Here is a 24377-nt window from a genome sequence, read left to right on the forward strand (position 1 = left end):
GATGTCAAAGCCGAGATTTGCGATCAAACCCCAGTGGAAGGCCCAGTTTTCGCGCAACAATGGCGAGGAGTCGATATTCACCTGAACGGCGTAGCGCCCCATATGGCCGGGCAGATCGCCAAGCGGCGGGATTTTCGCAAACAGGAACGGAACAAAATAAATCAGCACGAACAGAACAAAGGCGATGTTGATGTTACGTCTGCCGAACAATGACAATTTGGACCCAGCCACATTTTCAGCCATGTCGACGCCCTGTCCTGCCGACGCGGACGCGGTATCCGCACGCTGCGATTCGCTCCCGAAAGCAGGGATCGAAGCCGCGCTTTCGGGCGGGATTTATTTCACGGACAGGGTTCCAATTCCCTTAAATTGATCGGGCTTTGCGACATCTGAAGCCAGAACCGAGCGCCTCGCGTCAATTCGCGGCCGCCTTGGCATGACGCCGGGCGCCCTGCCGGCCTGTGGTCAGATAGATCGCCATGCCGATGGCGAGCCAGACCACCAGACGGGCCCAGGTCTGCCAAGGCAGGCCCGCCATCAGGATGAGACAGGCCAGCACCCCGAGAATCGGCAAGGCCGGCTCCAACGGGACGCGAAACGGCCGCGGCAATTCGGGATGCCGGCGGCGCAAATGCATCACGGCCACGCAAACCAGCGCGAAAGCGGCCAGCGTTCCGATGCTGACCATTTCGCCGAGCAGGTCGATCGGCAGCAGGCCGGCGGTCGCGGCCACGGCAAGGCCGATGACCGCCTGACTGGCCGCTGGCGTGTGGAAACGCGGATGCAGGCGAGCGAAGACGTCCGGCAGCAGCCCGTCGCGCGCCATCGCGAACAGGATGCGCGCCTGTCCGAACAAAAGAACGAGAATGACCGTCGTCAGACCCGCCAGAGCGGCGATCTTGACCGCGACCGCCAGCGCCGGCATGCCGACCGCATCGATCACGGCGGAAATGGGATCGGGACGGTCGAGCGCGGCGAAGGGTACGACGCCGGTCAGCACCGCCGAGACCGCGATGTAAAGCGCGGTGCAGATCGTCAGCGAGCCGATGAGCCCGATCGGCAGGTCGCGCTGCGGATCGCGCGCCTCCTGCGCGGCGGTTGAGACGGCGTCGAAGCCGATATAGGCGAAAAACACCACCGCCGCCGCGCGCAACACGCCGCTATAGCCGAAATGGCCAAAATCGCCGGTGTTCGCCGGCACGAAAGGCGTCCAGTTCGCCGGCGCGATATGCAGCCCGCCGACCACAATCACGACCCCGACCACGGCGAGCTTGAATCCGACCATCAGATTATTGACCCGGGCCGATTCCCGCGTGCCCATCACGAGCAAGCCAGTGACCGCGAGGACAATGGCCGCCGCAGGGACATTGAACAGCCCGACCACGCCGGGCGCGGCTGTAGCCCCGCCATAGGAGGCGGTGAACTGCGGCGGCGGACTTAGGCCGAAGCTCGCCAGCATGGAGACGAGATAGCCGGACCAGCCGACGGCGACGGTTGCCGCGCCCATGGCGTATTCGAGCACCAGGTCCCAGCCGATGATCCAGGCGAAAACCTCGCCCAGCGTCGCATAAACATAGCTATAGGTGCTGCCGGACACTGGAATCAGGGTCGCCAGCTCCGCATAGCACAAGGCGACAATGGCGCAGGCGCAGCCCGCCAGCGCGAAGGAAAGCACCACCGCAGGCCCCGCGTAACGCGCCGCCGCCGCGCCGGTAAGGACGAAAATGCCCGCGCCGATGATCGCCCCGACGCCGAGCGCCATGAGCGAGAACGGCCCGAGCGCGCGGCGCAGGGCCGGCTCGCCGTCGGCGGAGACCTGGGAAAGCCGCAGGTCTTCGATCGTCTTGCGCGTGAAAATGCTCCGGCTCAATGAATCGTCGCCCTTCGCCTGCTCAGACCGACATGCTAGCGTCATTTTGCATCGCAAGAAAGCAGCGCCGCGCCAGCGTCGACGCCGCCGCTTGCCCGCGACAGGCTCAATCCCCATCTGCGTGGGAGGCCCTCGACAGGAAGCCCCAGAATATGCGCATCAACGATGATCTGAACATCCGGGCGGCCATTCACGCCGCAAAGATGGATTGGACACCGAGCCCCGCCAAGGGGGTCGACCGGCGCATGCTCTACCGCGTCGGCGACGAGGTGGCGCGTGCGACCTCACTGGTCCGCTTCGCGCCCGGCAGCAAGTTTCCGCTCCACACCCACGGCGGCGGCGAGGAAATCCTGGTTCTGGAAGGCGTTTTCACGGACGAGACCGGCGATTACGGGCCCGGCTCCTATTTGCGCAATCCGCCCGGCACGGCCCATGCCCCCTCCTCCGAACCCGGCTGCGTCCTTTTCGTCAAGCTGTGGCAGTTCAACGCGGACGACGACATCAGCGTCACCCGCCGCCCCGGCGAAACAGCCCTTGCGCCGGAGGCTGGCCGGACCGCCTCGGTCATTCTGTTCGAAAGCCCCTCCGAACGGGTGCAAATCCAAAGCTGGCCGCCGCATGCGGATATCGCGCCGCCCAATCGAGACGGATTGGAGCTGCTGGTTCTCTCTGGTTCTTTCAAGCAAGGGGGCGAGACATTCAATCCCCTGTCCTGGCTGCGGCTGCCTCCCTCACAGCCGCTGCGCGCGCGCTCGGGTCCCGCGGGCGTTCGGCTCTGGACCAAGGCTGGCCCCCTGATGCAGCCCAGAGCCTGCGTTTTGTAAGGGCCGCAGCCGGCGCGCCGGCCTGCGCGGCGCTTTACCCGTGGTTAACCCCGACCGCATCCTTCGGAAGCGTCGCAAATTCTTTAGCAAAGACCTTAATGAGTCAGCCAGCTTCGCCCGCTAGGTTGCTCCAGACGCACCCAGGCGCAAACCCGTCTTGGAGCAACGACTTTCCAAATGGAGTCTGCGATGAAATCGATTTTCACGCGCCTGATTCGAGATGAGTCCGGCACCACTGCAATCGAATATGCCGTGATCGCGACAGTCATTTCGGTTTTCTGCCTGACGGTGCCCACCTTGCTCGGCGGGAAGATGAATTTGAAATTCACCTCCGTCTCTAACGCATTGAACTGATTCCGAGCGATCTGCGGCAAGGCGACGCCCGCACCGGGGAACGGGGTGCGGGCGTCGCCTTGCGTTTGGACTGCAAGCGCCAGCGCCGCGCTTCCATCCGGCGGGCGTCAGCCCAGCCTCTTCCTGGCTTTCGGCGCCGGCTTGGCGCGCCCCTCCGCATCCGTCCCGGCCAAACCCATTCGCCACAGCATCAGCAGCGCGCCGAGCGAAGCCGCCAGACAGATGAATGACGCATAGATTGTTCCGCTTTCGCTTTCCGCGAATATCAGGTTCTTGGTGTTCATGCCGAAAAAGCCGGTGACGAAGGTCGCGGGCAAAATCAGAGCGGTGATGACGGTCAGCGTATAGAGACGATCATTGGTCTCGGTCGTCAGGATCGCGTTGATCTCGTCATGGAGCATCCGCGCGCGGTCCTGCAGGTTGGCGGCGTCGCGGGCGAGCGAATCGGCCCTTTGGCCGAGACTGGTCGCGACCTCGGCGAAATCCTTGTGATCGAACGCCTCGCTTGCCTCTTCGAGACGCTCCAGCGTGGATTGAAGCCCGTTGACCTGCCGCGCCAGCCGCACGGCGCTGCGCCGCGCATGGCCAAGGCCCGCACGCTGGTCGCGCCCGCGCCCCTCGATCACCACATTGTCCTCGATCCTGTCGAGCGACACGGAGATGTCCCGCATCATGCTGGCGGAGCATTTGCACAGATTCGTCACGATCAATTCGAACAGAGCGATCGGGCTATTGGCCTTCACGCCGTCCGCCAGGGCCCGCCGCGTCGCCTGGGCCGAGTAGATCGGGATGCGCCGGGCGGTGATGAGAAACCCCGGCCCGCAAGCGAAGCGAAGAAAATCCGTGTCTTCCTTCGGCCCGTCGATGGCGTGCTGATGATCGACGATGGCGCCGCAGATGGTATGGTCCGCATGTTCCACGAACTGGTGATTGGCGTCTCCGGCAAGCGCCTCGCGCGCTTCCGCAGTCAGCGTTTTCAAGTGGCGCAGGACATCGATGAAGCGGCGGTCGATGCAATCGAGATGCAGCCAGACATGGCCCGGCCCTGGATTGTCGATCTGGTCGAGGTCCGCCGCGGAACCCGCCTCGGCGTGGCCGTCCTCATCGAAACGCACGATCCAGTTGCAGCCCGGGACGCCGCTTTCGAACGCGGCCTTGAGACGATCGGTGGACATGGGATCCGCCATCGGAAAATTGGAAAAGACAAAAGCCCTTAAACGACGGTTAGTTTACGTTTTTTTGACAAGGCGCGAAGCGGCGACACAGTCCGACCGATAAGAGGGCGGCGATCCATCGGCCGCCGCGCAATTCGGTCAGCCTTCGAGTTTCCATTCGGGGCAAGGGAACGGCTCGCGCCAGCGCTTGTTATCCTTGGCGGGTGGGCTGACGAGGACGCGGAAATGGCCAGGAAAGAGAAATCCGAGACCGACGAAAAGCGGAAGCATGACGAGGAGAGCGATGAGCTTGATCGGGAGCTCGAGGATTCCTTCCCGGCAAGCGATCCTCCATCCTTGACCCAACCGAGCGAGTCCGGCTCGCCCGATCACAAGGGCGACAAGGCGAAATAGCCGCGCCATTTCTTATTGCGATCGCGCGGCTGGCCGCCTCGCATTGGTCCAGAGATCGCGCCCGCGCCGGGCCGCCGCTTTGTCGCGAAAAGCAGCAAGCGCCATCGCCGCTGGAGATCGGCCAAGGTTCCGCGGGGAGCCAAAACAGGTGCGGCCTGCCCGAGGTGACTCGGAACAGGCCGCTCCCCGTGGCGGCCCGTCCTTTTCAGGATCGGCTGGCGTTCTTTCGAACGCCATTGCGCCACTGGTGTAACAATGCGCCACGCCGATGAAAGTTCTGCTCGTTCGCAGATTTTTTTATGCGAGCCGCTCATCCGCGCGTCGGCCCCTCAATGATCGAAATCGACCTTAGATCTGATACCTTCCGACTAGGGGAAAGCCCTTAAGGGCGAGTGCGATCTTACCGAAAGCGGTTGCGGCTGGTACTGAAATCCAGGCGCCCCAGGCGGGCGGGCGCCCGTCTTGACCGCATCTCGATTTGGAGGAATCCATGGCCCTGAATGACGATCTCCAGTCTGTCTTCAACAACCAGTTTGATACCGCGGCGTCGCTCGCCGGCAAGCTCGCCGGAAACGCCAGCAAGATCGTCAGTGAAGTCCAGGATATCGCCGCGACCTCTGTGCAGGCTCAGGCTGCATTCCTCAGCAAGCTCGCAAGCGCCCGGAGCCCCGGCGATCTGATCCAGATCCAGGCCGATTATGCTCAGGCGGCCTTCGAGGCGACGCTCGAACGTTCGAAAAAATTCCGCGAACTGTTCGCCGAGCTTTCCCGCGATACGGTCATTTCCGTGACGGCGGGCGCGCAGCCGGCAAAGACCCCTGCGAAAACGCTCTCGATCGCCAGGAAGCTCCAGGCCGCAGAATAAAGCGCATCTTTTTGGTCGTCAGGCCATCGGCGCAGGTCAAGCCCTTCGACCTGCGCCGATACCGCAAGCTGAGCCCAGCGTTGCGCTTACGGCATGAACTTCAAGGAAAGCTGGAGACTTCGAACGAGCACAGGTTGGCGCTGTGGAAAATTACTTTTTCAAATTGCTGAAAGACGATGGCGCCATATTAGCCGTTCATTCGGCCACGCATCGCGAATTGAGGGCTGTCTGGACGCAGATCGCCCGTCTCGCCCGCCGCCCGGATATGATCGGCGGGCGGATCGTCGTCACCGATCAATCGGGAGAGATGGTCATTCTTGTCGGCGCGGCGACCGCCCGCTCATATCCCGTGGAGTCGAGAGACGCGAAAGCCGCCGCCACGCCCGGCCATTCGGCGCTCTCCGGACAGGCGCGCCCGGCAAAGGGCCGCCTGTTTGCGCAGGGTGTGAGCGCCGAACGGCGTGCTGGACGATTTCGCCAGGAGGGGAGCAATGGGCGCCAATAAACACAGAGACTTTCCGGAAGCTCTTGTTCCACCCTGGGGCGATGGAATTCCATCATGCGAGAAATGCAATCGCCCCGTCGATAGCATTGAGGTGGAGACGCCCTTCGAAAGCATCGACAACTCGCCTGCCGCGCCGATCCTGGTTCATACAGGGGAGCGAATTTACACGATCGGTTGTCATGGCGAATATTGGCGGTGGTCTAATTTCAGGGGCCGCCTTTAAAGTCCATCCACAAAAAACGCCGGCGTCGCGGCCCAGCGGCCTTCAGCTGAAATCCGGTCATGAAAGGCGGTCCTGGACGGAAATCGCCATCCGCACCAGTTCGGGCAGGCTGCTGGCCTGGGTTTTCTTCATGAGGTTGGCGCGATAGATCTCGACCGTCCGGAAGCTGATGCCGAGTTCGTTGGCGATGCTTTTGTTCGACTTTCCGACGACGAGCCCTTCGAGCACATCGCGTTCGCGCGAGGTCAGGGTCGCGAGTCGCGCCCGAACTTCATGCGGGGCCGCATCCTTCCCCGGGGCGGTGAAATTGCGCTGCAAAGCCTTGCGAACGGAGGCGACCAGTACGGCGTCCCCGAAGGGCTTCTCCAGGAAATCGACGGCGCCTTGCTTCATCGCATGCACCGCAAGCGGAACGTCGGCCTGGCCCGTTATGACGATGACCGGAAAATTCAGGCCTCGCGCCGCAATAAGCGCCAAAAGATCGACGCCGCTCATCCCCGGCAGCCGGACGTCGGTGACCACACATCCGCAATCGTGCGGCCCGATCGCGCTGAGGAAATCAGCCGCCGAGAAATAAGTCTTCGCTTCAATTCCCTCTATCTCTAACAGTAGCCGGATTGAATTGCAGACAACAGGATCATCATCAATAATATGAACTATCTTGGACATGGTCTTTACTATAGTTTCAAACTCACGGATCGCAAGCTGAACTTAAGTTTTCCGCGCGCCTTTGGACGTTGCGCGAGGCTTCGCCAATGTTATCGCCGTCTCGCTTGAACGACGGGCGCGCGGAGGCGATCGAGCAATGGGCCTGCGTCCCTAACCACCAAAAGCTGAGCCTTGTTCCGCAATTTCGTGAGGCAGGGGCATAAATTTATGTTCGCGTCCGCCAATCTCAAAATGCCTTTGCGCTTCCGCCCTTCGATGAAGCCAGCAGACATTTTATGGAAAATGGAGCGTGTTATAGTGGCGCTCGATCGGCAGAGATCCATGGAGCGCCCATGACGCGGGGCCGGGACGGCGACAAAGGCGGAGAAAAGCTCAGGCTTCGCATGACGGAGGATTCGCTGCGCGAAAGCGAGCAGCGCAGCCGATTGGCGACCGAGGCGACCGGCGTCGGAATTTGGGAATGGAACGTCAAAACCAACGATATCCGGTGGGATCGGCAGATGTTCGCCATTTATGGCATTCCGCCGACCCCGGACGGGTTCGTGAACTACGATATCTGGGCGGCCTCGGTCTTGCCGGAAGATCTGGCCGAGCAGGCTGAGCTGCTTCAAAGGCATGCGCGAGAGGGCGGCATCAACCGCCGCGAGTTTCGGCTGCGGCGGCGGGACAATCAGGAAATCCGGATCGTCCAGGCCGTCGAGACAGTTCGCGCCGACAGTTCGGGAGAGGTGGAATGGGTCGTCGGAACCAATCTCGACGTCACCGAGCGCAAGCGCGCGGAAGAGGCGCTGCACGAAAGCGACAAGCGCCTTCGCCTCGCGCTCAGCGGAGCGAAAGCGACGGCGTGGCAGTGGAATATTCCAGCCAACGAAATCGCCTGGGCGCCCGAACACTCTCAAATTTACGGGCGCGATCCCGAGCGCGAGCTGGCGCGATATGAAAACTGGCGCGATTGCCTCCATCCCGACGATCTGGAACGGATCGAGCGCCTGATCCGCGACCTAATTCGGCAAGGCGCGCCGGACTTCAGGGCCGAATATCGCGTTTTGCTGCCATCGGGAGAAATTCGCTGGCTCGCGTCCCTGGCCAGGATCGATTACGCCGCTGGCGGGGCGCCCTTGCAAATGTACGGCATTGATCTGGACATCACCGGGCAGAAGCAGGCGGAGCAGAAGCTCACCGAGAGCGAAACGCGATTCCGCGCGGCGCAGGAGGCTTCCCTCGACGGATTCCTGATTTTCGATCCCATCCGGGACGACGAGGGGCGGATCGCCGACCTCATGGTGGTCTATGTCAATCCGATGGCGGCGCAATATTGTCACAGCACGCCGGAGCGGATGGAAGGACGGCTGCTGAGCGAGACGTTGCCGGGCGCCAAACTTCCCGGCGGCATCATAGAAACGCACGGGCGCATCATCGAGAGCGGGCGACCGCAGGAATATGTTCTCGAATACGACGCCGATGGCGTAAAGGGCCATTTCCGCAATCTCGTCGCGCCGTTCGGGCGTTATACCGCGACGACCTTTCGCGACATCACGGCGCTGGTCGAAGGCAACAAGGCGCTCGCCACCGCGAAGGCCGAGGCTGAACGCGCAAATCTGTCCAAATCCCGATTTCTCGCGGCCGCCAGCCATGATCTGCGCCAGCCGGTGCAGTCGCTGCTGCTGCTGCTTGCCGTCATCGAGCGGCAAGTCGCCGACCAACCGAAGATCATCGAGGTCGCGAGAATGATGCGGATGGCGGTCGATGGCCTGCATGGTCTGCTGAACAGCGTTCTCGACATCTCCCGCCTCGACGCCGGCGTGGTGGCGCCGCTCGCCGAATGCGTGGATCTCGGCGAGATCGTCAGCAAACTCACGGCCGAATACGAACCGAAAGCCGTGAGCATGGCGCTCGAATTGCGTTGCGTCCCAAGGAATTTGCAAGTGCGCACGGACCCCGCGCTATTGGGCCGCGCGTTGCGCAATCTGATCGAAAACGCCCTGCGCTATACGCTGACAGGCGGCGTCCTTTTAGCCGTCAGGCGGCGGGGCTTTTTTGCCCGGATTGACGTCATTGACAGCGGCATTGGCATCCCCGCGGACAAGGTCTCGGAAATTTTTGAAGAATTTCATCAATTGCACAATCCCGGGCGCAATCTCGAGCAGGGGCTTGGCCTGGGGCTGGCCATCGTCCGTCGCCTTGCGGAACTGCTGGGCGCCGAGGTCGAGGTGACGTCGCGGCTCGGCCGGGGGTCTCGCTTTTCGCTGACCCTCCCACTGTATCAGCAGGCGGCGCCGCTCGCCGCAAGCAAGACGGGCGTCGACGATCCCGGCGGCCGCGTCCTCGTCATCGAAGACAACGCCATCGTGCGCCGTGGTCTTGAAATCCTTCTGGATCAACTCGGCTACGAGACGTTCCTCGCCAATTCCAGCGAACAGGCGCTCGAACTTGCTGCTGAGGAAAGATTGCGCTTCGACGCCATCGTCACCGACCAGCGCCTGGGCGACGGCCTCACCGGCATCGAAACGGCGCGGGAGATCCATCGCCGCGCCGCCCGCGCCATCCCCACTCTGGTGCTCACCGGCGACACCGGCCGCGAGCGCATCGCCGAGATCGAAGCCAGCGGTTTCCCAATCCTGCACAAGCCTGTCGCCGCAGAAGACCTGCGCCGTCATCTGGCGCGGCTCATTGGAAGGGCGGGCGTTGGCGTGTGAAGGATTTCAGGGGTCGGACAAAACAGCTGCAGTGGCGCGGCTCCGCGGACGGGCGCGTTGAGGCCGCCTTGCTGGCGACAGCCGACGGGTTCAAATGATGCAACGGATCCTCGTGATCGAAGACGAATTTTTCGTCGCCGCGCATATGGAACATGTCCTGCGGGCTGAAGGCGTCGAAGTCGTCGGGCCGGTGGGGTCGCTGAACGAGGCCAGGCATTTTGGCCAGCCATGAGGCGATCGACGGCGCGCTGCTTGACGTGAACATTGAGGGCGGCCGGATTGATGACGTTGCCGCAATCCTGGCTCGGAAGCACATCCCCTTCATTTTCGTGACGGGCTATGGTCAGGACAGCCTTCCCGCAGCCCATCGCCGGGCCGTCGTCATCGACAAGCTATTCAGGGACCAAGACCTGATCCGCGAGGTGCGACGGTTCGGACGGCGCCCATGACCGCAGCGTTCGCGCCGCCGAAGAGGCTATCTTCGCCCTCGTTCAGGCAAAGAAAGACTGGAACGCAATCGAGGCGGCGGACCCGAAATCCTGACGCTGACGGACCTGTCTTCACCGCGCAAATTCAGCCGGCGACATCCGCCGCCACTTTGCTGCGCTCCGCAAAGGCGGCGACAATCGCCTCGGCGACATCGACGAAACGGCTGCCCGGACCCTGCGGGCCAACCGTTTGCCAGCTGACGCGCGCGCCTTCCACCAGCAATGTCAAGGCGTCTGCAAGCAATTCCGGGTCCGTGAAGCCGGCGTCGCGGCAGATTCTCGCCAGACGGTCGCGGTGCGCGGACTTGACCTGGGCGATGACCTTGCGCGCAGGATGATCGGGTTCGGTGATCTCGATGGCGGCGTTCGCGATGTCGCAACCGCGAGGGTCTTCGATCGCGCAGGACACGGCGCAACCGATCCATTCATGCAGCTGGTTCATGGGAGCGTTGGGAAATTCCGCGTCCCATTCGTCCCATTCCTGCGCCGCCTCCTTGCCCGCTTCCGAAAGGCAGGCGGCGATCAGGTCGTCCTTCGAGCCGAAGTGGCGATAAAGCGTCATCTTGTTGGTGCCCGCCGCTTCGGCGATGGCGTCGACGCCGACGCCGCGCAGGCCATGCTTGCGAAAGAGATCGCGGGCAGTCTCTATGATGCGGTCCCGCGGCGGCGTCCGGGAGAGTCCGCCTTCCTTGCCGCCTTCCTTGGACATTTTCGCTTTTCCTCGAAATCGTTAACCAGCCACTTGACAGGGTGTTACCAGTCTGTAACATTCAAATGGTACTTACCGGTAACACCGCAATGGGCGCCGGTCAAGAAACAAGCTTTGAACCGCTACACGCTGAACTCAAGCGCTGCCGGTTTCAAGCGGAAAGGACCTGACCATGGACACGCAGACGCTGGACCGTCGCATCGACACACTGCTCAACGATCCCCTGGTTTCCCTGATGATCCGCGCCGATGGCGTCGATCGCGCCAAGCTCGCGAACCAGATGCGGCGCCTCGGCCGCCCCGTCGAGAAGCGGCAGGTCCGCGACGAAAGGCCGCAAGGCTTCTTCAGCCGCATGATGCCCGTCGCTTGCGCGGGCTGCGCCCTGTGATCGGCTTCTTCACCCTCCGCCCGGTCTTCGCCTCCGCCGTCGCCATCATCATGGTGATGGCGGGCGCGATTTGCTATTTCCTGCTGCCGGTTTCGCAATTCCCCGACATCACGCCTCCCCAGGTCGTCGTTCAGGCGATCTATCCCGGCGCCAGCGCGCAGGTGGTGGCGGATACGGTGACGACGCCGCTTGAACAGCAGATCAATGGCGTCGCGGGCATGGCCTACATGTCGTCGACCAGTTCGAACGACGGCTCCTCGACGATCACCATCACCTTCCAGGTCGGCTATCCGCTCGCCATCGCGGCGGTGGACGTGCAGAACCGGGTTTCGCAGGCGTCCTCCTCGCTGCCGGCGATCGTCAATCAGGCCGGCGTGACGATCAAGAAACAGAATCCGAACTTCGTACTCATCGTCAACCTGACCTCGCCTGATCATTCAGTCGATCCGATCGCCCTGAGCAATTACGCCACATTGCAGATCGTCGATCCCTTGAAGCGCCTGCCCGGCGTGGGCGACGTCCAGATCTTCGGCGAGCGCCGCTATTCCATGCGCGTCTGGCTCGATCCCGATCGGCTCGCCAATCTCGGCGTCACCGCCGTGGACGTCCAGAACGCCCTTGCCGAACAAAATGTCCAGGTCGCGGCGGGAAAGATCGGCCAGTCGCCCGCCCCCGCTGGCACGGCCTTCGAAATGCAGGTCAACGCCCTTGGGCGCCTTGGCAACGCCGAGCAATTCGGCGACATCGTCCTGCGCGCCGAGCCCTCGGCGGGCAAGGTCGTGCGGCTGCGCGACGTCGCGCGCATCGAGCTGGGCGCCTTGCAATATTCCTCCACCGCCTTTTTCGGCGAGGAGCCGACCGTCGTGCTCGGCGTGTTCCAGATGCCGGGCTCCAACGCCCTCGACCTGCAGAAAAGCGTGCAGGACGAGATGGAGCAATTGTCAAAGCATTTCCCCAAGGGGATCGCCTACGCCATGCATTACGACACCACGCGCTTCGTCGCGGCGGCCATGCATGACGTGCTGATCACTCTGGGCGAAGCGCTGGTCCTCGTCGTCGCGGTCGTCTTCATCTTCCTGCAAAGCTGGCGCGCGACGCTCATTCCGACGATCGCCATTCCTGTCTCGCTGATCGCCACGCTCGTGGTGATGCAGGTGCTGGGCTTTTCCTTGAATATGCTGAGCCTGCTCGGCATGGTCCTGGCCATCGGCCTCGTCGTGGACGACGCCATCGTCGTGGTGGAAAATGTCGAGCGCCAGCTCGAGGCCGGGCTGCCGCCTTTGCAGGCCGTGCGCAAGGCCATGGCCGAGGTCACAGGGCCGATCATCGCCACCACCGCCGTGCTGATGGCGGTTTTCATTCCCGTGGCGTTCATCCCCGGCGTCGCGGGGCGGCTCTATAACCAGTTCGCCCTCACTGTCGCCATTTCGGTCGGCATTTCCGCGTTCAATTCGCTGACGCTGAGCCCGGCCCTCGCCGCCGTGTTCCTGAAACATCGGCCCTCGGGCGAGTTCATCCTGTTCCGCTGGTTCAACGCCGGTTTCGAGCGGCTGCAGAACGCCTATGCCCGGCTGGTGCGTCGACTGATCCGGCTGCGTTGGGCCATGCTTGCGCTTTTCGCGGCCTCCATCGCCGGAACCTTCGTGGTCTGGCGGACCATTCCGTCCACCTTCCTGCCGGTGGAGGACCAGGGCTATTTCTTCGTCATCGTCCAGTTGCCGGACGGCGCCTCGCTGGAGCGCACCGACGCCGCGGCCAGGAAGGTCCGCGACGTGCTGCAATCCACGCCCGGCGTCGAGATCGTCGGCTCGATCAGCGGTCTCAACTTCCTGACCAATGCGGCGCAGAGCAATTCGGCGGTTGAATTCGCCATTCTCAAGCCGTGGGACGAGCGGCCGCCCGAACAGAACGCCTCGCGCATCGTCGCCGAGGTGCGGCCAAAGCTGCTTTCGATCCCTGACGCCGTCGCGCTGAGCTTCGATCCTCCGTCGATTCCCGGCCTCGGCGCGACCGGCGGGTTCGAATTCCAGGTCGAGGACCTGACGGGACGCGGCGCCCAGGCGCTGAACGATGTGACGCAGGCCCTTCTGGCGGAGGCGCGCAAGCAGCCCGAACTCAATCCGCATCAGCTGTTCTCGGCCTTCAGCACGTCGACGCCGCAATATAATTACGACCTCGACCGCACCAAGGCGAAATTGCTGGGGCTGAATCTGCCCGACGTGTTCAACACCTTGCAGATCTATCTCGGCTCGCTCTACGTCAATGACATCAACCTGTTCGGCCGCACCTTCCGCGTGACCTTGCAGGCGGACGAGGCCGCTCGCGCCAATCCGACCGATATTTCGCGCTTCTATGTGCGCAACGCCAGCGGCGGCATGGTCCCGCTCTCGACCCTCGGCTCGCTGCGAAACATCGTCGGCCCTGAGACGGTGACCCATTACAACAATTACGGCTCGGCGCTCATCAATGGCGGCGCGGCGCCGGGCTACAGCTCCGGCCAGGCCGTGGCGGCGATGCAGCGCGCGGCTGCGGCGGTTCTGCCGCGCGACTATTCCTATGAATGGACCGGCGTGACCCTGCAGGAACTCAAGGCCGGTTCGATCGCCTCGCTGATTTTCGGGCTGGCGATCGTCTTCGTGTTCCTGATTCTCGCCGCGCAATATGAAAGCTGGACCATGCCGTTCATCGTCCTGATGGCGGTGCCTCTGGCCCTTCTCGGCGCGGTGCTGGCGATCTGGACGCGGCAGTTGCAGATCGACGTCTATTCGCAGATCGGCTTCGTCATGCTGATCGGCCTCGCCGCGAAGAACGCCATCCTGATCGTCGAATTCGCGCGGCGGCGCCGCGAGGAGGGTCTCGAAATCATCGACGCGGCGATGGAGGCGGGCCGCCTGCGCCTGCGTCCGATCCTGATGACCGCCTTCGCCTTCATCCTCGGCGTCACGCCGCTGATGGTCGCGACCGGCGCGGGCGCAGCGAGCCGGCAGTCGATCGGCACGACGGTCTTCGGCGGCATGCTCGCCGCGACCATCCTGACGCTGCTCTTCGTGCCGGTCTTTTACTACATGATCGAGCGGCTGCGCGAGCGCGGCGCGCAAAGCGCCCGCGTCGAGGGCGAACAATATCCCCGGCCCAGCGCCGCAGAATAATCTGGAGATCAGACGTGAAGGCTCAAAAGCTCATTCCGGGCGCATTGGCGCTCATCGCGGTCGGCGCCGGCCTTTCCATTCTCGCCCATCAGCCTGGGTTGAAACTGGGCGAGGGCGCGGCTCATGCGGCGGCGCCCCCGCCGGCCATGCCTGTGCCGGTTTCGCCCGTGGTGAAAATGACGATTCCGGTCACGCTCGATTATTCGGCGCGCACGGAATCCCTGCAGAACGTCACGTTGCAAACCAGGGTCGCGGGCTATCTGATGCAGCAGGTCGCCGCCGACGGCTCCGACGTCAGGGCGGGAGACCTGCTCTACCGGATCGACCCGCGCGATTATCAGGCCGCGCTCGATCAGGCGCAGGCGCAGGCCCAGCGCGAGAGCGCGGCGCTCGACTATGCGCGCGCCAATCTCGACCGCGGCGGCAAGCTGGCGCAGACCGGCTTCCTGGCCAAGGATTCGCTCGATCAGCGCCAGAGCGCGCTCCAGCAAGCCACGGCCGCGCTCGCCGCCGACAGGGCCGCTGTCCGGGCCGCGCAGCTCAATCTGGAATATACCGAAATCCGCGCGCCCTTTTCAGGCCGAATCGGCCGCAATCAGGCCGCCATCGGCACGATGGTCAGCGTCGGCGGCACGATTCTGAACACCCTCGTGCAACTCGACCCCATTTACGTGACGTTCAACCCGAGCGAGACCGATCTTGTCGCCATCGAAGAGGCGCGCAAGGCCGGGCCGGTCAAGGCGGAGATCTTTGTCGCGGGCCAGGCGCAATCCGGGCATCCGGGCAAGCTCAGCTTCCTGAACAATATCGTCGACCAGTCGACCGGCACGATCACCGCCCGGGCCATGATCGACAATCATGATTTCTCGCTGCTGCCGGGCCAATATGTCCGCATCAGGCTGCATCTGCGCGACGATCCCGACGCGCTGATGGTTCCGCAGGCCGCGCTCGGATCGAGCCAGCTTGGGAAATTCCTTTATGTCGTCGGCAAGGATAATGTCGTCGAACAGCGCATCGTTTCGCTCGGCCCGGTCCATGACGGCCTCGTGACGATCGAAAAGGGCGTGACCGAAGGCGATCAGGTCATCGACGGCAATCTGCAGAAGATCGGCCCCGGAATGCCGGTCAAGCCCCTGCCCCATTCATAAAGGCAGGGCGGCGGATTCTTGTCTGTTCTAGGGTAAAACAACGCCCGCCGGAGCTATGCTGGCGGGCGTATTTTTCAAAGATTTCCGACACCCAGTCCTTATTCCGCAGCCATCGGCGTCACATTGGCGAGCAGGGCGTCATAGACATGGCGCGGCAGGCGGAAAAATCCGCGAGCGCCGGCAAAGGTCTGATAATAGCGGCCCGCCTCATTGAGAAGCAGATCGCGCCATTCCTGTGCGGTCAATTGAGGAGGGCATTTATCGATGGTCATGACTTGTCCGCCAGATAAATGCCGAACATGAATCAGAACTTCACTGCCAACCTGGCTATTTCGATCGTCAGACTGCACAAGTTTCAACATGGAGTTTCTCTCGCTCAATTTTAGTTTGCGCCGATGAAGCCTCTTTCAAATCTCATAGCCGAGCATGAATCATTTATAGTTTTGTTATTTTGCTTGATAAAGTTCGCAGTGAGGCCCATCAACTCAACTTAGTTTCAACAGAATTGTGATTATGTAATTGATTTATATCAATTCAATTGTCGTAATAAGATAAGGCCGCGGTGTCGGCCAAGGCCGCTTCGGCGAACAACGCGCGCCCGGGCCGGCGAGCCTTGAACCCGCGCCCTTGCAACGCCGCCCGGGAAGGATCAAATTTATCGGCGTTCGGTCGGTAGCCCGGGTAGGTCGCCATGCCGTATTCTCCGCGAGAATTTTGCATTTCGCTTCTGGCGATGGCGGCGATCGCGTCGCCGGGCCATTGTCAGGAGAGCATCGCCAAGAGTTTCGGCAGCGGCGCCGATCAGGGGAGCGTCGGCTTGTCGGCCGATGCGGGCGATGACGCCGAACTGGAAGGGCCGCAAGCGATTTATGCCGGTGACAGCGGGGAGATCTACCTTCTCGACCAGTTGAACGGCCGGGTGTTGAAATTCGACCCAGCCAAACCGGACGACAAGCCGCAATCGCTGGAGCTTCCCGAGGGCCTGGCGCCGACGGATCTCATCGTTTCCGACAGCGATATTCACGTCTGGGACGGAAAGGTCGTCACCTTGCAGGCGACGGGCCGGGAGGATGCGCCGGTCCGAGGGCTGTCGATCACCCGTTCCGCCGAACCGCCGGATGAAGCGATCACATCGACTTTCGCACAAATGGGCTCGACCGACCTGGCCGATGCGCCCGACCCCGCTTCTGGCGCGCCGCGCAGCCTGCAATCGACCGATCGCAACAAGCAGGTCATCGCCTCGCATGGGCGCGGCCCCGTCGTCGCCAGCTTTTCGGCGCTGGGCGGCGAATCCGGCGTGAAGATCGAAGTCGCCCCGCGCAAGGCGGGCGAGTCTCTGGGGCGGTTGGAGCTTCAGGTGCGCGACCGCCTCGGCGCGGTCGAATTGCTCGACATCGACCGACGGGGACGGTTTTTTGTCTTCGCGGAAAATATCCCGACAGTTGGATCAGATGCGCCAAATGTCTTCGTTGCGCGATTTTCGCCCGCCGGCCGGATCGAGGGCGTCTATGAATTGCCGCTGACGCAAAATGTCGGGCTGTCCCGCCGTTTCGTGGCGATCTCCCCGGACGGCGACGTCTATTTTCTTCGGAACAAAAAAGGCTCCAGCGACGTGCTTGGCGTCGGGTTCCGGCAAATTTCGAAGGGCAAGATCATCGACCTCGGCGGCGGAAGCGCCGGCTTCGACCTGAACGACGTTCCGAAGATCAAGGCGGCCCATGCGGGCGTCAGGCCGCTGACGCGCGAGCAGGTCATTCAGACCGGCATGGAATTCGCCAATGTGCGCTGGCGCGTCAATCCTTCCTCTTATGGAAACGATCCCGACACGTCCTGCTCAGGCTTCAATCGCATCCGCCGTCCGGGCTATCTACATGGGAAGGTCAATCAGCAGGTCGTCGGCGTGCCCTATTGCTGGGGATGCCACGGCAGCCTGGCCAATTTCGCCTCTTCGATCGGGCGAGGGAGGCTCGCCGGAAACGTCTGCACGCGCAACGACCCCCGCCCCGATGTCGCGGGTGTGGATTGTTCGGCGTTCGTCAGCGCGGCCTGGGGCCTGTCGACGCATTTCACAACAATCGCCATCCCCGCGATCACCCGGCAACTGCCGAGCGGCTGGGACATGCTGCCCGGCGATGCGCTGAACAAGCCCGGTTCGCATGTCATGCTGTTCGTGCGCTTCACACCCGACAAGAAGGCGGAGGTGCTGGAATCATCGACCGGCGGCTGCAATGGCAAGGTCTGCCGCAACGTCTATCCATTGGGGTCGCTTCTCGCCCGCGGCTATGCGCCGGTCCGCTATCGGGGGTTGATGGCCGATACGTCGGCCGCGACCGACGCCTCGAAACTTGACGCCGCCACGCCGCAGGGCAAGACGAAGGGGCGGTAAATGACGAATTCGTGATCGCGAATAGTGGCGCGGAGGCTTCAGGCCGCGCTATCAACATCGTTTTTCATTGTGTTTTCGCCCGGTTCGATTATCATTTCTGCTTGTACTCGAACTTACTTTTCAATGAGGGAATGAGATGCTCAGACCTCATTTGTTGCGTAGTTTCATTTGCGTCTTTTGCCTGTCCTTCCCGGGTTTTCTTGCGCTTGCGCAAGAACAGCAGCATAAGCGCGAACACGCTCCGCCGAACGCCAAAGTATTCTTCACCGGAATAGCCGACGGAGCGACAGTTCCGTCGCATTTCACGGTTCATTTTGGCGCGGAAAACATCGAGATTTCACCCTCCGGAACGGACAAGCCCAACTCCGGCCACCACCATGTTCTGATCGATAGCCCCCTGCCCGCGCTCGACGCCCCAATCCCGAGCGATCCCAACCACCTGCATTTTGGCCGGGGGCAATCGGAAGGCGAAATCATCCTTTCGGCCGGCGACCACACCTTGCAGCTTCTGCTCGGCGATAGGGCCCATTTCCCGCATGATCCGCCCGTGGCGTCGGAGGTCCTGCATGTGCATGTCGACGCCGCCTCCGTCGAGAAAGCGCGCACGCCCTCGCCGCCCAACGCCAGCGTCTTTTTTGTCGGCCTCGAAGATGGCGCGACAATTCCGACCAAATCCGTCGTGAAATTCGGCATTGCCGGCATTGGCCTGGCGCCTGCGGGAACGGACAGCCCGGGGACCGGCCACCATCATCTCATCATCGACGCGCCGCTGCCGCCGCTCGATCGCGAGATCCCGAGCGATCTCAATTACATGCATTTTGGCCGCGCGCAGACCGAAACGATGTTGACCCTCGCGCCCGGGCCTCACACGTTGCAATTGCTGCTGGGCGACTATCAGCATGTTCCTCATGATCCGCCGGTCATGTCGAAGGTCATTCACGTCATCGCCTCCGATCAGGGCGGCGCTGCGGGCGCGTCGCCAACCGACGCTGGCCGGACACCCTCGCCCCCGGACGCCGCCGTCTATTTCATTTATCCGAGGAATGGCGAAACGATTTACCCCTCATCGACGATCCGTTTCGGATTGCGCAACATGGGCGTTGCGCCCGCAGGCGTGATCAAGCCGAACACCGGCCATCATCATCTCTTGATCGACGCGCCGCCGCCGGCGCTCGACCAGGCGATCCCCAGCGATCTCAATCACTTGCACTTCGGGGCCGGCCAAACCGAGAAGAAGATCGCCCTGAAGCCAGGCAAACATACGCTCCAACTGGTCCTCGGCGACTATCGGCATGTTCCGCACGACCCGCCGGTCGTGTCGGAACGGATCGAAGTGATTGTCATGGGGCCAAAGCACAAAAAGCATCGGCGGAGATAATTTCTGGCCGCTACCCCGGTTCAGGAGCCAATTTCATGAACTTGCCAAGAATGAACTTGCCAAGGATTACAGCGCTCGCGATCGGCGTCTCAGCTATTTGCGCCTGCTCGGCCGTTTCATCGAACGCTGTCGCGGAAACGCCGTCCCCTCCGGGAGCGATCGCCTATTTCCATTATCCGCTCGACGGCATTCATGTGCCACAGCGATTCACTGTCCGCATCGGCCTGAAGGAAATGGGCGTGGCGCCAGCGGGCGTCGACAAGCCCAACACGGGACATCATCATCTGCTGGTCGATACGGAGATGGTCGACCTCACCAAGCCCATTCCATCGGATTACAATCACATTCACCTTGGCAACGGACAAACGGAAGTCGTGTTGACCTTGCCTCCGGGGCCACACACACTGCAATTGCTGTTGGCGGATCAACATCACATCCCGCATAAGCCCCCCGTCATGTCGAAGAAGATCACAATCTATGTGCGTTAGTTCGTCGGCGTTCATGAGGAACGTCATCATGGCGCTCCTTGCTCACATCCTGATTGCCGCCACCCTTGCGTCGACGTCTTGCGCTGCAGCGCCGCTTTCCGTCGCGGCCGGCAAGGCCCCGCACTCCGCCATTTTGTTGGCGCAGGCCAAGCCGGAAGATTCGCTGGAGGTTCGCTTCTGGAAAAACATCAAGGGGAGCGAATCCGCCGATGATTTCCGGATCTATCTCGACGCCTATCCCGACGGTCTCTTTGCGGTGCAAGCCCGGGCCCGTTTGCAGGAACTCCAGAAGAAGGGCCGCCGCCCGCCGGCTCAGACTACCCCTGCCAAACAGGAGCCGGAACCCACGGCGCCGCGAGCCGACGCGTCCTCTCCGTCCGCCATCGTCAGCGACTGCCCGCAATGCCCGCAACTCGTGCTCATCCCGCCCGGCGCCTTCAACATGGGGTCGACGGAGATGTTCCCGTTCGAGGGCCCGGTCCATCAGGTGACGATTCACAAGGCGTTTTATATCGGTCAGCGCGAGATCACGATCGACGAATGGGGCGCGTGCGTCGCGGATGGCGGCTGCGCCTATACGCCGCCACGCCAGGGCGGGACGTCGGGTTCGCTTCCGGTGACCAATCTCGACTGGAACGACGCCCAGAAATATGTCGCATGGCTGAAGCAGAAGACTGGCAAGGCCTATCGCTTGCCGAGTGAAAGCGAATGGGAATACGCCGCGCGCGCGGGAACGCGGACGACCTATCCCTGGGGCGACAAGATGGAGCCGAACCGGGCCAATTGCTCCGGCTGCAACGACCCGAAGAACAATGGCGTCGTTCCAACCGGCTCTTTCCCCGCAAATGGCTTCAATCTTTACGACATGGCCGGAAATGCGGCCGAATGGGTCGAGGATTGCTGGAACGATTCCTATAAATCCGCACCGACGGACGGTTCCGCCTGGACCAGGCCGCAATGCCAGGAGCGTGTGCTGCGCGGAGGCTCATTCAATAATGATCCGCGCTATCTGCGATCCGCCTCGCGTTTCAAATATGATTTTGACGTGCGTTATTACACCAATGGATTTCGCGTGGTGCGCGAGAAATAGCATCGCCGCGACTGGCGGACCGGGCCGGTAACCTTCCGAACAAAGCTCGCGCGACGCGAAATCATGGCGGCTATGCCGCGATCGGCTTTGGTAGTATTCTGAAACGTTTTCAATTCATCAGAATTTGAGGCGGAAACGGGACATTTGGGGACATGAAAGCGGGATTCAAAATCGCGCTGGCTGCCTGGAGCGTCCTGCTTTGGTCGCTTTTCAGCCTTTCGGCTTTCGCCGACAAGCGCGTCGCGCTCGTTCTCGGCAATTCCGCCTACGCCCACGTCACCAAGCTCTCCAACCCGGCCAACGACGCCCACGATCTCGCGGAGACGCTGCGCGGGCTGGATTTCGACGTCATTTCCCAGACCAACGCCGACATGCGCGCTCTGGACTCCGCGCTGGAGGAATTCGAGCGGAAGTCCCAGGGCGCCGACGTGGCGTTGTTTTTTTTCGCCGGGCACGGTCTGCAATTCAAGGGACAGAACTATCTTCTGCCGATCGACGCCAATCTCGAAGACGAAGTCAGCTTGAGATATAATACGTTGTCGATTGAGAAGGTGCGTGACGCGCTCGGCGCGGCAAGCGGCGTCAAGATCATGATTCTCGACGCCTGCCGCAACAATCCGCTGTCCGACAAACTGATCGTTCGTTCCGCCGGCTTGACCAGAGCCGTCGAGCTGACCCGCGGTCTGGCGCGGCTGGATCGCACCGAGGGAATGGTCGTCGCCTACGCCACCCAGGCGGATCAGGTCGCGCAAGACGGGTCCGGCCGAAATAGCCCCTTCTCATCGGCCCTCATTCGCCGCCTGAAGGAGCCGAATCTTGAAATCGCAACGCTTTTCCGTCGGGTCGCCCAAGACGTCTATGAACAGACCGGCGGCAAACAAAGGCCGGAATTGTCGATTTCGTTGCTGCAGGACTTTTACCTGAATACGCGCGACGACGATGCGCGATTTTGGCGTCGCATCGGCGCTAATGCGAGCGAATCCGAACTCCATGACTTCATTACGAAATTTCCGTCGTCGCCTTTTGTGAACGACGCCCAGAACCGTATCTACGCGCTCGAAGGCGTGCGGCGGGAACGCGAAGAGATGAACCGGCAGATCGCCGCTCTCGAGGCAGAGCGCCGGCGCTTCCAGGAAGTCGAAGCGAAAAGGCAGGCGGCGGAAAAGCGAGATCAGGAACAAGCCGAGCTCGACCGCCTGGCGATCGCCCGGCAGGGACAGGAGCGCCTTGAAGCGGAACGGCGGCAGGCCGAGGCGCAACAGGCGAAAAAGCGCGAACAGGAAGAGCTCGAAAAAGCGCGCCAGGCGGCTCAAGTTCTCGCGAACGAACGAAAGGAAGTCGAAAGAGTCGCCGCCGAACAGCTGGTCAAGCAGCGCCTGGCCGCGCTGAAACTTGAGGAAGACAAGAAGGAGGCCGAGCGCCTCGCCGCCGAGGCGCAGGAGCGGAAGCGGATCGACGCCGAACAGCGCGCCACGGACGAACGCGAGCGCGTTCGTCAGGAGGTGGAGCGCCTCGCCGTCGAGAAGCGCGCGGCGGAAGCCCAGGCCGCTGAACGCCTTTCCGGTCAGAAACCCGAAGCTGACAACCTCGAAAAAGTTCGCACGAGGCTGGCCGCGCTCGAACAGGAAAAGCGGCAGCAGGTCGAACAGGATGCGGCGCGGGAGAAACAGGATGAAAACTGCGCCCGCGAGACAGCTGATTTCCATCGCCTTTCGGCCAGGAAGCAGAAGGATGGCCTCGAAAAACTGAAAGCGCAGACCACCTGCCCCGGTCTCGCGCAATCGATCGACAAGATCCTCGCGGAGCTGGCGCCCACGGAGGCGAAGATGTGCGCGAACGAAAGTCAGGCCCTGGCCAGGATCGACAAGAACGACCTCGCCGCGTTGAAGGACTTCGCGTTGAAAGCGACCTGCGCAACCGCGCGCAAGAGCGCGGCCGAGCAGGTCGTCAAGCTCCAGGCGACCGGCGGCGGATTGCGCCCGTAACGGCGAGCCGCCACCGGCGCATGAAGCGCATGAGCTACCTGGGCGGCGGCCCCACCGCGCCGGGATCGGCAGGACGATTGGCCCGTCTTTCAATCAGCAGCACCCTGAGCTCGGGCGCCGGCGTGAAATTGTCACTTCGCATTTCAAAGGACGTCGTCGAGGTCTTTTTCAGATTGTTCTGACAGAAGGAGACGATACGCCGGTCCTTCGCCTTGTCGACAACGAGTTTGAAATGAGCCGCCGGCGCCGCGGCCGGATTCATCTTCAGCCAAATGCGCATTTCCGACACGCCGCTTGCGTTCGCCTCGTCGGCGCCGGCCAATTTGTCGAGACCGCCCAAAAATCCGTCGTCGACGCAATAGGTCGCGCGTTTCGCCTTGACCACGGCCTCAAGGCCCTTCTGCTCGCGCAGGGCTTTCCTGAGCGCCGTATCCGGACTCGCGCCAAGGCTGGTCCGGTACTTCAGATCGATCCTCGCCACGCCCATCGGCGGCACAACCGCCTTTCGCGTGGCGTTGGTCGTCACCGTCCAGGACGGGAAAAACAATGGCTTGCCATCGACGGACGCGCCGGATTCCACAATCAGCCCCTGGCCGGCAAGCTTTTCGCGCAAAGCTTGCGGCGTAGCGGAGAGTTCGTTTTGGAAAGAGCCGACCGGCGCGAGCGCGATTTTGGACTGACGCAAAACGGCTGTCACGTCCTTGCCGTCGAGCAGCGCCTTTTGGGTAAAGGCGAAACTCGCGGGCTTGCCGTCGATCTGGAGCGAAACCCCAAGGAAATTGACCGGATCCGACCCCGGGATCGCATATTGGGCGTCAGGATCCGAAAAATCGAGATCGGGGAAATGGAACTCGAGCACCATTTCGAGCGGCGCGGGGCCCTTGTTGGCGACGGCATAGCTGATGGCGACATTGGTCGGCGTGATGACGATATTTTCCGATTCCAGGGCGAACGACGCCGGGTCGGATAATTTCGAAAACGCAATCCCTCCGGTTGGCAATTCGATCAGGGATTCCGAACATGATGCGCTGCGCGCCGTCAGCAGGGCAAACGGTCCGACAAGCAGGAGCAGTCCGGCCGCAGTCAAATACCGCATCGTCCCTCCCGCGCTTTCGACGACCGCCAAACATGCCGCCGCCTCACGAATTCGGGAAGCAAGCGGCGCTACCGATCACCGGAATTCAAGGCTATGATAGGCCCACGCGCAAAGCAATCAGATCGGGTCAGATATGCCGCTTCAGGTCATCAACCAACTCGGCATGTGCTACTGCAGCATGGGAGCCATGCCCGCGCCGATCATCGTCACCAGCAACCAGACGGTTTTCTGCTCCAGCCAGCTGGCCGCGACCATCATGGATTTCGCGCCGATCGCCAATATCACGCCCTTTGGCGCATGCGCGACGCTCACCGCCGCCGCGTCGGGGGTCCCGACCCCTTGCGTCCCGGCCACAACAGGGCCCTGGTCGCCCGGATCGCCCACCAACACCATTCAGGGCTTTCCAAATTTGCGAGATTGCGACGTTCTGACCTGCGCCGTCGGCGGCGTCATCATGATTCAATTCGCCGGGCAGGCCCAGGTCGACGTCGATTAGCC

Annotated in this window: 24 protein-coding genes and 1 pseudogene; 17 read left to right on the plus strand and 8 right to left on the minus strand. The window is 62.2% G+C overall.

Going from position 1 to position 24377, the window contains the following annotated elements; genetic code table 11:
• Window positions 1-243, minus strand: a pseudogene (locus tag QM467_RS17005) (hypothetical protein); the annotation flags it as partial.
• A 172-nt stretch (window positions 244-415) separates the two neighbouring features.
• Complete coding sequence (locus tag QM467_RS17010; protein ID WP_446737795.1) at window positions 416-1915, minus strand: amino acid permease; 1500 nt, start codon at window positions 1913-1915, stop codon at window positions 416-418.
• Window positions 1916-2022: 107 nt separating this feature from the next.
• Here QM467_RS17010 and QM467_RS17015 point away from each other — a divergent pair, with 107 nt between their 5' ends.
• Together QM467_RS17015 and QM467_RS17020 are read left to right on the plus strand one after the other, a co-directional pair.
• The gene (locus QM467_RS17015; RefSeq protein ID WP_283367531.1) at window positions 2023-2694 is read left to right on the plus strand and encodes a cupin domain-containing protein; all 672 of its coding nucleotides are present in this window, start codon (window positions 2023-2025) and stop codon (window positions 2692-2694) included.
• A 189-nt stretch (window positions 2695-2883) separates the two neighbouring features.
• Window positions 2884-3048, plus strand: a complete 165-nt coding sequence (locus QM467_RS17020; RefSeq protein ID WP_283367532.1) for a Flp family type IVb pilin — start codon at window positions 2884-2886, stop codon at window positions 3046-3048.
• A 107-nt stretch (window positions 3049-3155) separates the two neighbouring features.
• Here QM467_RS17020 and QM467_RS17025 read toward each other — a convergent pair whose 3' ends face one another.
• On the minus strand, window positions 3156-4223 hold the full coding sequence (locus QM467_RS17025; RefSeq protein WP_283367533.1) for a CorA family divalent cation transporter: 1068 nt from the start codon (window positions 4221-4223) through the stop codon (window positions 3156-3158).
• Between the two features lie 225 nt (window positions 4224-4448).
• Between QM467_RS17025 and QM467_RS17030 the strand changes: the two genes are divergently transcribed.
• The 3 genes from QM467_RS17030 to QM467_RS17040 all read left to right on the plus strand — a co-directional run bounded on the left by QM467_RS17030 (window position 4449) and on the right by QM467_RS17040 (window position 5986).
• Window positions 4449-4616 (plus strand): hypothetical protein, encoded by a 168-nt coding sequence (locus tag QM467_RS17030; RefSeq protein ID WP_283367534.1) that lies wholly within the window; start codon window positions 4449-4451, stop codon window positions 4614-4616.
• Between the two features lie 490 nt (window positions 4617-5106).
• Complete coding sequence (locus QM467_RS17035) at window positions 5107-5481, plus strand: phasin family protein (protein ID WP_283367535.1); 375 nt, start codon at window positions 5107-5109, stop codon at window positions 5479-5481.
• 142 nt (window positions 5482-5623) lie between these two features.
• A complete protein-coding gene (locus QM467_RS17040; RefSeq protein ID WP_283367536.1) occupies window positions 5624-5986 on the plus strand; it encodes a hypothetical protein in 363 nt (120 codons plus the stop codon).
• Window positions 5987-6266: 280 nt separating this feature from the next.
• On the opposite strand, the gene fixJ is transcribed toward QM467_RS17040, so the two are convergent.
• On the minus strand, window positions 6267-6878 hold the full coding sequence (gene fixJ, locus QM467_RS17045) for a response regulator FixJ (protein WP_283367537.1): 612 nt from the start codon (window positions 6876-6878) through the stop codon (window positions 6267-6269).
• 332 nt (window positions 6879-7210) lie between these two features.
• Between fixJ and QM467_RS17050 the strand changes: the two genes are divergently transcribed.
• The 3 genes from QM467_RS17050 to QM467_RS17060 all read left to right on the plus strand — a co-directional run bounded on the left by QM467_RS17050 (window position 7211) and on the right by QM467_RS17060 (window position 10023).
• On the plus strand, window positions 7211-9574 hold the full coding sequence (locus tag QM467_RS17050) for a PAS domain-containing protein (protein WP_283367538.1): 2364 nt from the start codon (window positions 7211-7213) through the stop codon (window positions 9572-9574).
• Between the two features lie 97 nt (window positions 9575-9671).
• Complete coding sequence (locus QM467_RS17055; RefSeq protein WP_283367539.1) at window positions 9672-9806, plus strand: hypothetical protein; 135 nt, start codon at window positions 9672-9674, stop codon at window positions 9804-9806.
• Window positions 9793-10023, plus strand: coding sequence for a hypothetical protein (locus tag QM467_RS17060; RefSeq protein WP_283367540.1), 231 nt, complete (start codon window positions 9793-9795; stop codon window positions 10021-10023). Before QM467_RS17055 ends, QM467_RS17060 begins: the two co-directional genes overlap by 14 nt.
• A gap of 124 nt (window positions 10024-10147) precedes the next feature.
• On the opposite strand, the gene QM467_RS17065 is transcribed toward QM467_RS17060, so the two are convergent.
• A complete protein-coding gene (locus tag QM467_RS17065; protein WP_283367541.1) occupies window positions 10148-10771 on the minus strand; it encodes a TetR/AcrR family transcriptional regulator in 624 nt (207 codons plus the stop codon).
• Window positions 10772-10943: 172 nt separating this feature from the next.
• On the opposite strand from QM467_RS17065, the gene QM467_RS17070 reads away from it, so the two are divergent.
• Genes QM467_RS17070 through QM467_RS17080 form a run of 3 tightly spaced genes read left to right on the plus strand, consistent with a single transcriptional unit; the run spans window position 10944 to window position 15456 of the window.
• Window positions 10944-11159, plus strand: a complete 216-nt coding sequence (locus tag QM467_RS17070) for a hypothetical protein (protein WP_283367542.1) — start codon at window positions 10944-10946, stop codon at window positions 11157-11159.
• Window positions 11138-14308, plus strand: a complete 3171-nt coding sequence (locus QM467_RS17075) for an efflux RND transporter permease subunit (RefSeq protein ID WP_446737796.1) — start codon at window positions 11138-11140, stop codon at window positions 14306-14308. The genes QM467_RS17070 and QM467_RS17075 overlap by 22 nt, the downstream gene beginning before the upstream one ends.
• A 14-nt stretch (window positions 14309-14322) precedes the next feature.
• Window positions 14323-15456 carry an efflux RND transporter periplasmic adaptor subunit gene (locus QM467_RS17080; RefSeq protein WP_283367543.1) on the plus strand — a complete coding sequence of 378 codons (1134 nt, stop codon included), beginning with the start codon at window positions 14323-14325 and terminating at the stop codon, window positions 15454-15456.
• 98 nt (window positions 15457-15554) lie between these two features.
• Here the strand turns inward: QM467_RS17080 and QM467_RS17085 are convergent, their stop codons facing one another.
• Together QM467_RS17085 and QM467_RS17090 are read right to left on the minus strand one after the other, a co-directional pair.
• Window positions 15555-15728: a hypothetical protein gene (locus QM467_RS17085; RefSeq protein ID WP_283367544.1), complete on the minus strand. Its 174-nt coding sequence runs from the start codon at window positions 15726-15728 to the stop codon at window positions 15555-15557.
• A 262-nt stretch (window positions 15729-15990) separates the two neighbouring features.
• On the minus strand, window positions 15991-16149 hold the full coding sequence (locus tag QM467_RS17090; protein ID WP_283367545.1) for a hypothetical protein: 159 nt from the start codon (window positions 16147-16149) through the stop codon (window positions 15991-15993).
• On the opposite strand from QM467_RS17090, the gene QM467_RS17095 reads away from it, so the two are divergent.
• The 5 genes from QM467_RS17095 (at window position 16148) to QM467_RS17115 (ending at window position 22783) form a co-directional block, all read left to right on the plus strand.
• Complete coding sequence (locus QM467_RS17095) at window positions 16148-17842, plus strand: hypothetical protein (protein WP_283367546.1); 1695 nt, start codon at window positions 16148-16150, stop codon at window positions 17840-17842. The genes QM467_RS17090 and QM467_RS17095 overlap by 2 nt on opposite strands.
• A 154-nt stretch (window positions 17843-17996) precedes the next feature.
• The gene (locus QM467_RS17100; protein ID WP_283367547.1) at window positions 17997-19220 is read left to right on the plus strand and encodes a DUF4399 domain-containing protein; all 1224 of its coding nucleotides are present in this window, start codon (window positions 17997-17999) and stop codon (window positions 19218-19220) included.
• Between the two features lie 35 nt (window positions 19221-19255).
• Complete coding sequence (locus tag QM467_RS17105; protein WP_283367548.1) at window positions 19256-19708, plus strand: DUF4399 domain-containing protein; 453 nt, start codon at window positions 19256-19258, stop codon at window positions 19706-19708.
• Window positions 19709-19736: 28 nt separating this feature from the next.
• Window positions 19737-20798, plus strand: a complete 1062-nt coding sequence (locus QM467_RS17110; RefSeq protein WP_283367549.1) for a formylglycine-generating enzyme family protein — start codon at window positions 19737-19739, stop codon at window positions 20796-20798.
• Between the two features lie 152 nt (window positions 20799-20950).
• Window positions 20951-22783, plus strand: a complete 1833-nt coding sequence (locus QM467_RS17115) for a caspase family protein (protein ID WP_283367550.1) — start codon at window positions 20951-20953, stop codon at window positions 22781-22783.
• A gap of 34 nt (window positions 22784-22817) precedes the next feature.
• On the opposite strand, the gene QM467_RS17120 is transcribed toward QM467_RS17115, so the two are convergent.
• A complete protein-coding gene (locus tag QM467_RS17120; RefSeq protein ID WP_283367551.1) occupies window positions 22818-23879 on the minus strand; it encodes a DUF4424 family protein in 1062 nt (353 codons plus the stop codon).
• 133 nt (window positions 23880-24012) lie between these two features.
• Between QM467_RS17120 and QM467_RS17125 the strand changes: the two genes are divergently transcribed.
• Window positions 24013-24375: a DUF4280 domain-containing protein gene (locus QM467_RS17125; RefSeq protein WP_283367552.1), complete on the plus strand. Its 363-nt coding sequence runs from the start codon at window positions 24013-24015 to the stop codon at window positions 24373-24375.
• Window positions 24376-24377 lie beyond the last annotated feature (2 nt).

Source organism: Rhodoblastus sp. 17X3, from assembly GCF_030056575.1.
In the GTDB taxonomy this organism is placed as follows: domain Bacteria; phylum Pseudomonadota; class Alphaproteobacteria; order Rhizobiales; family Beijerinckiaceae; genus Rhodoblastus.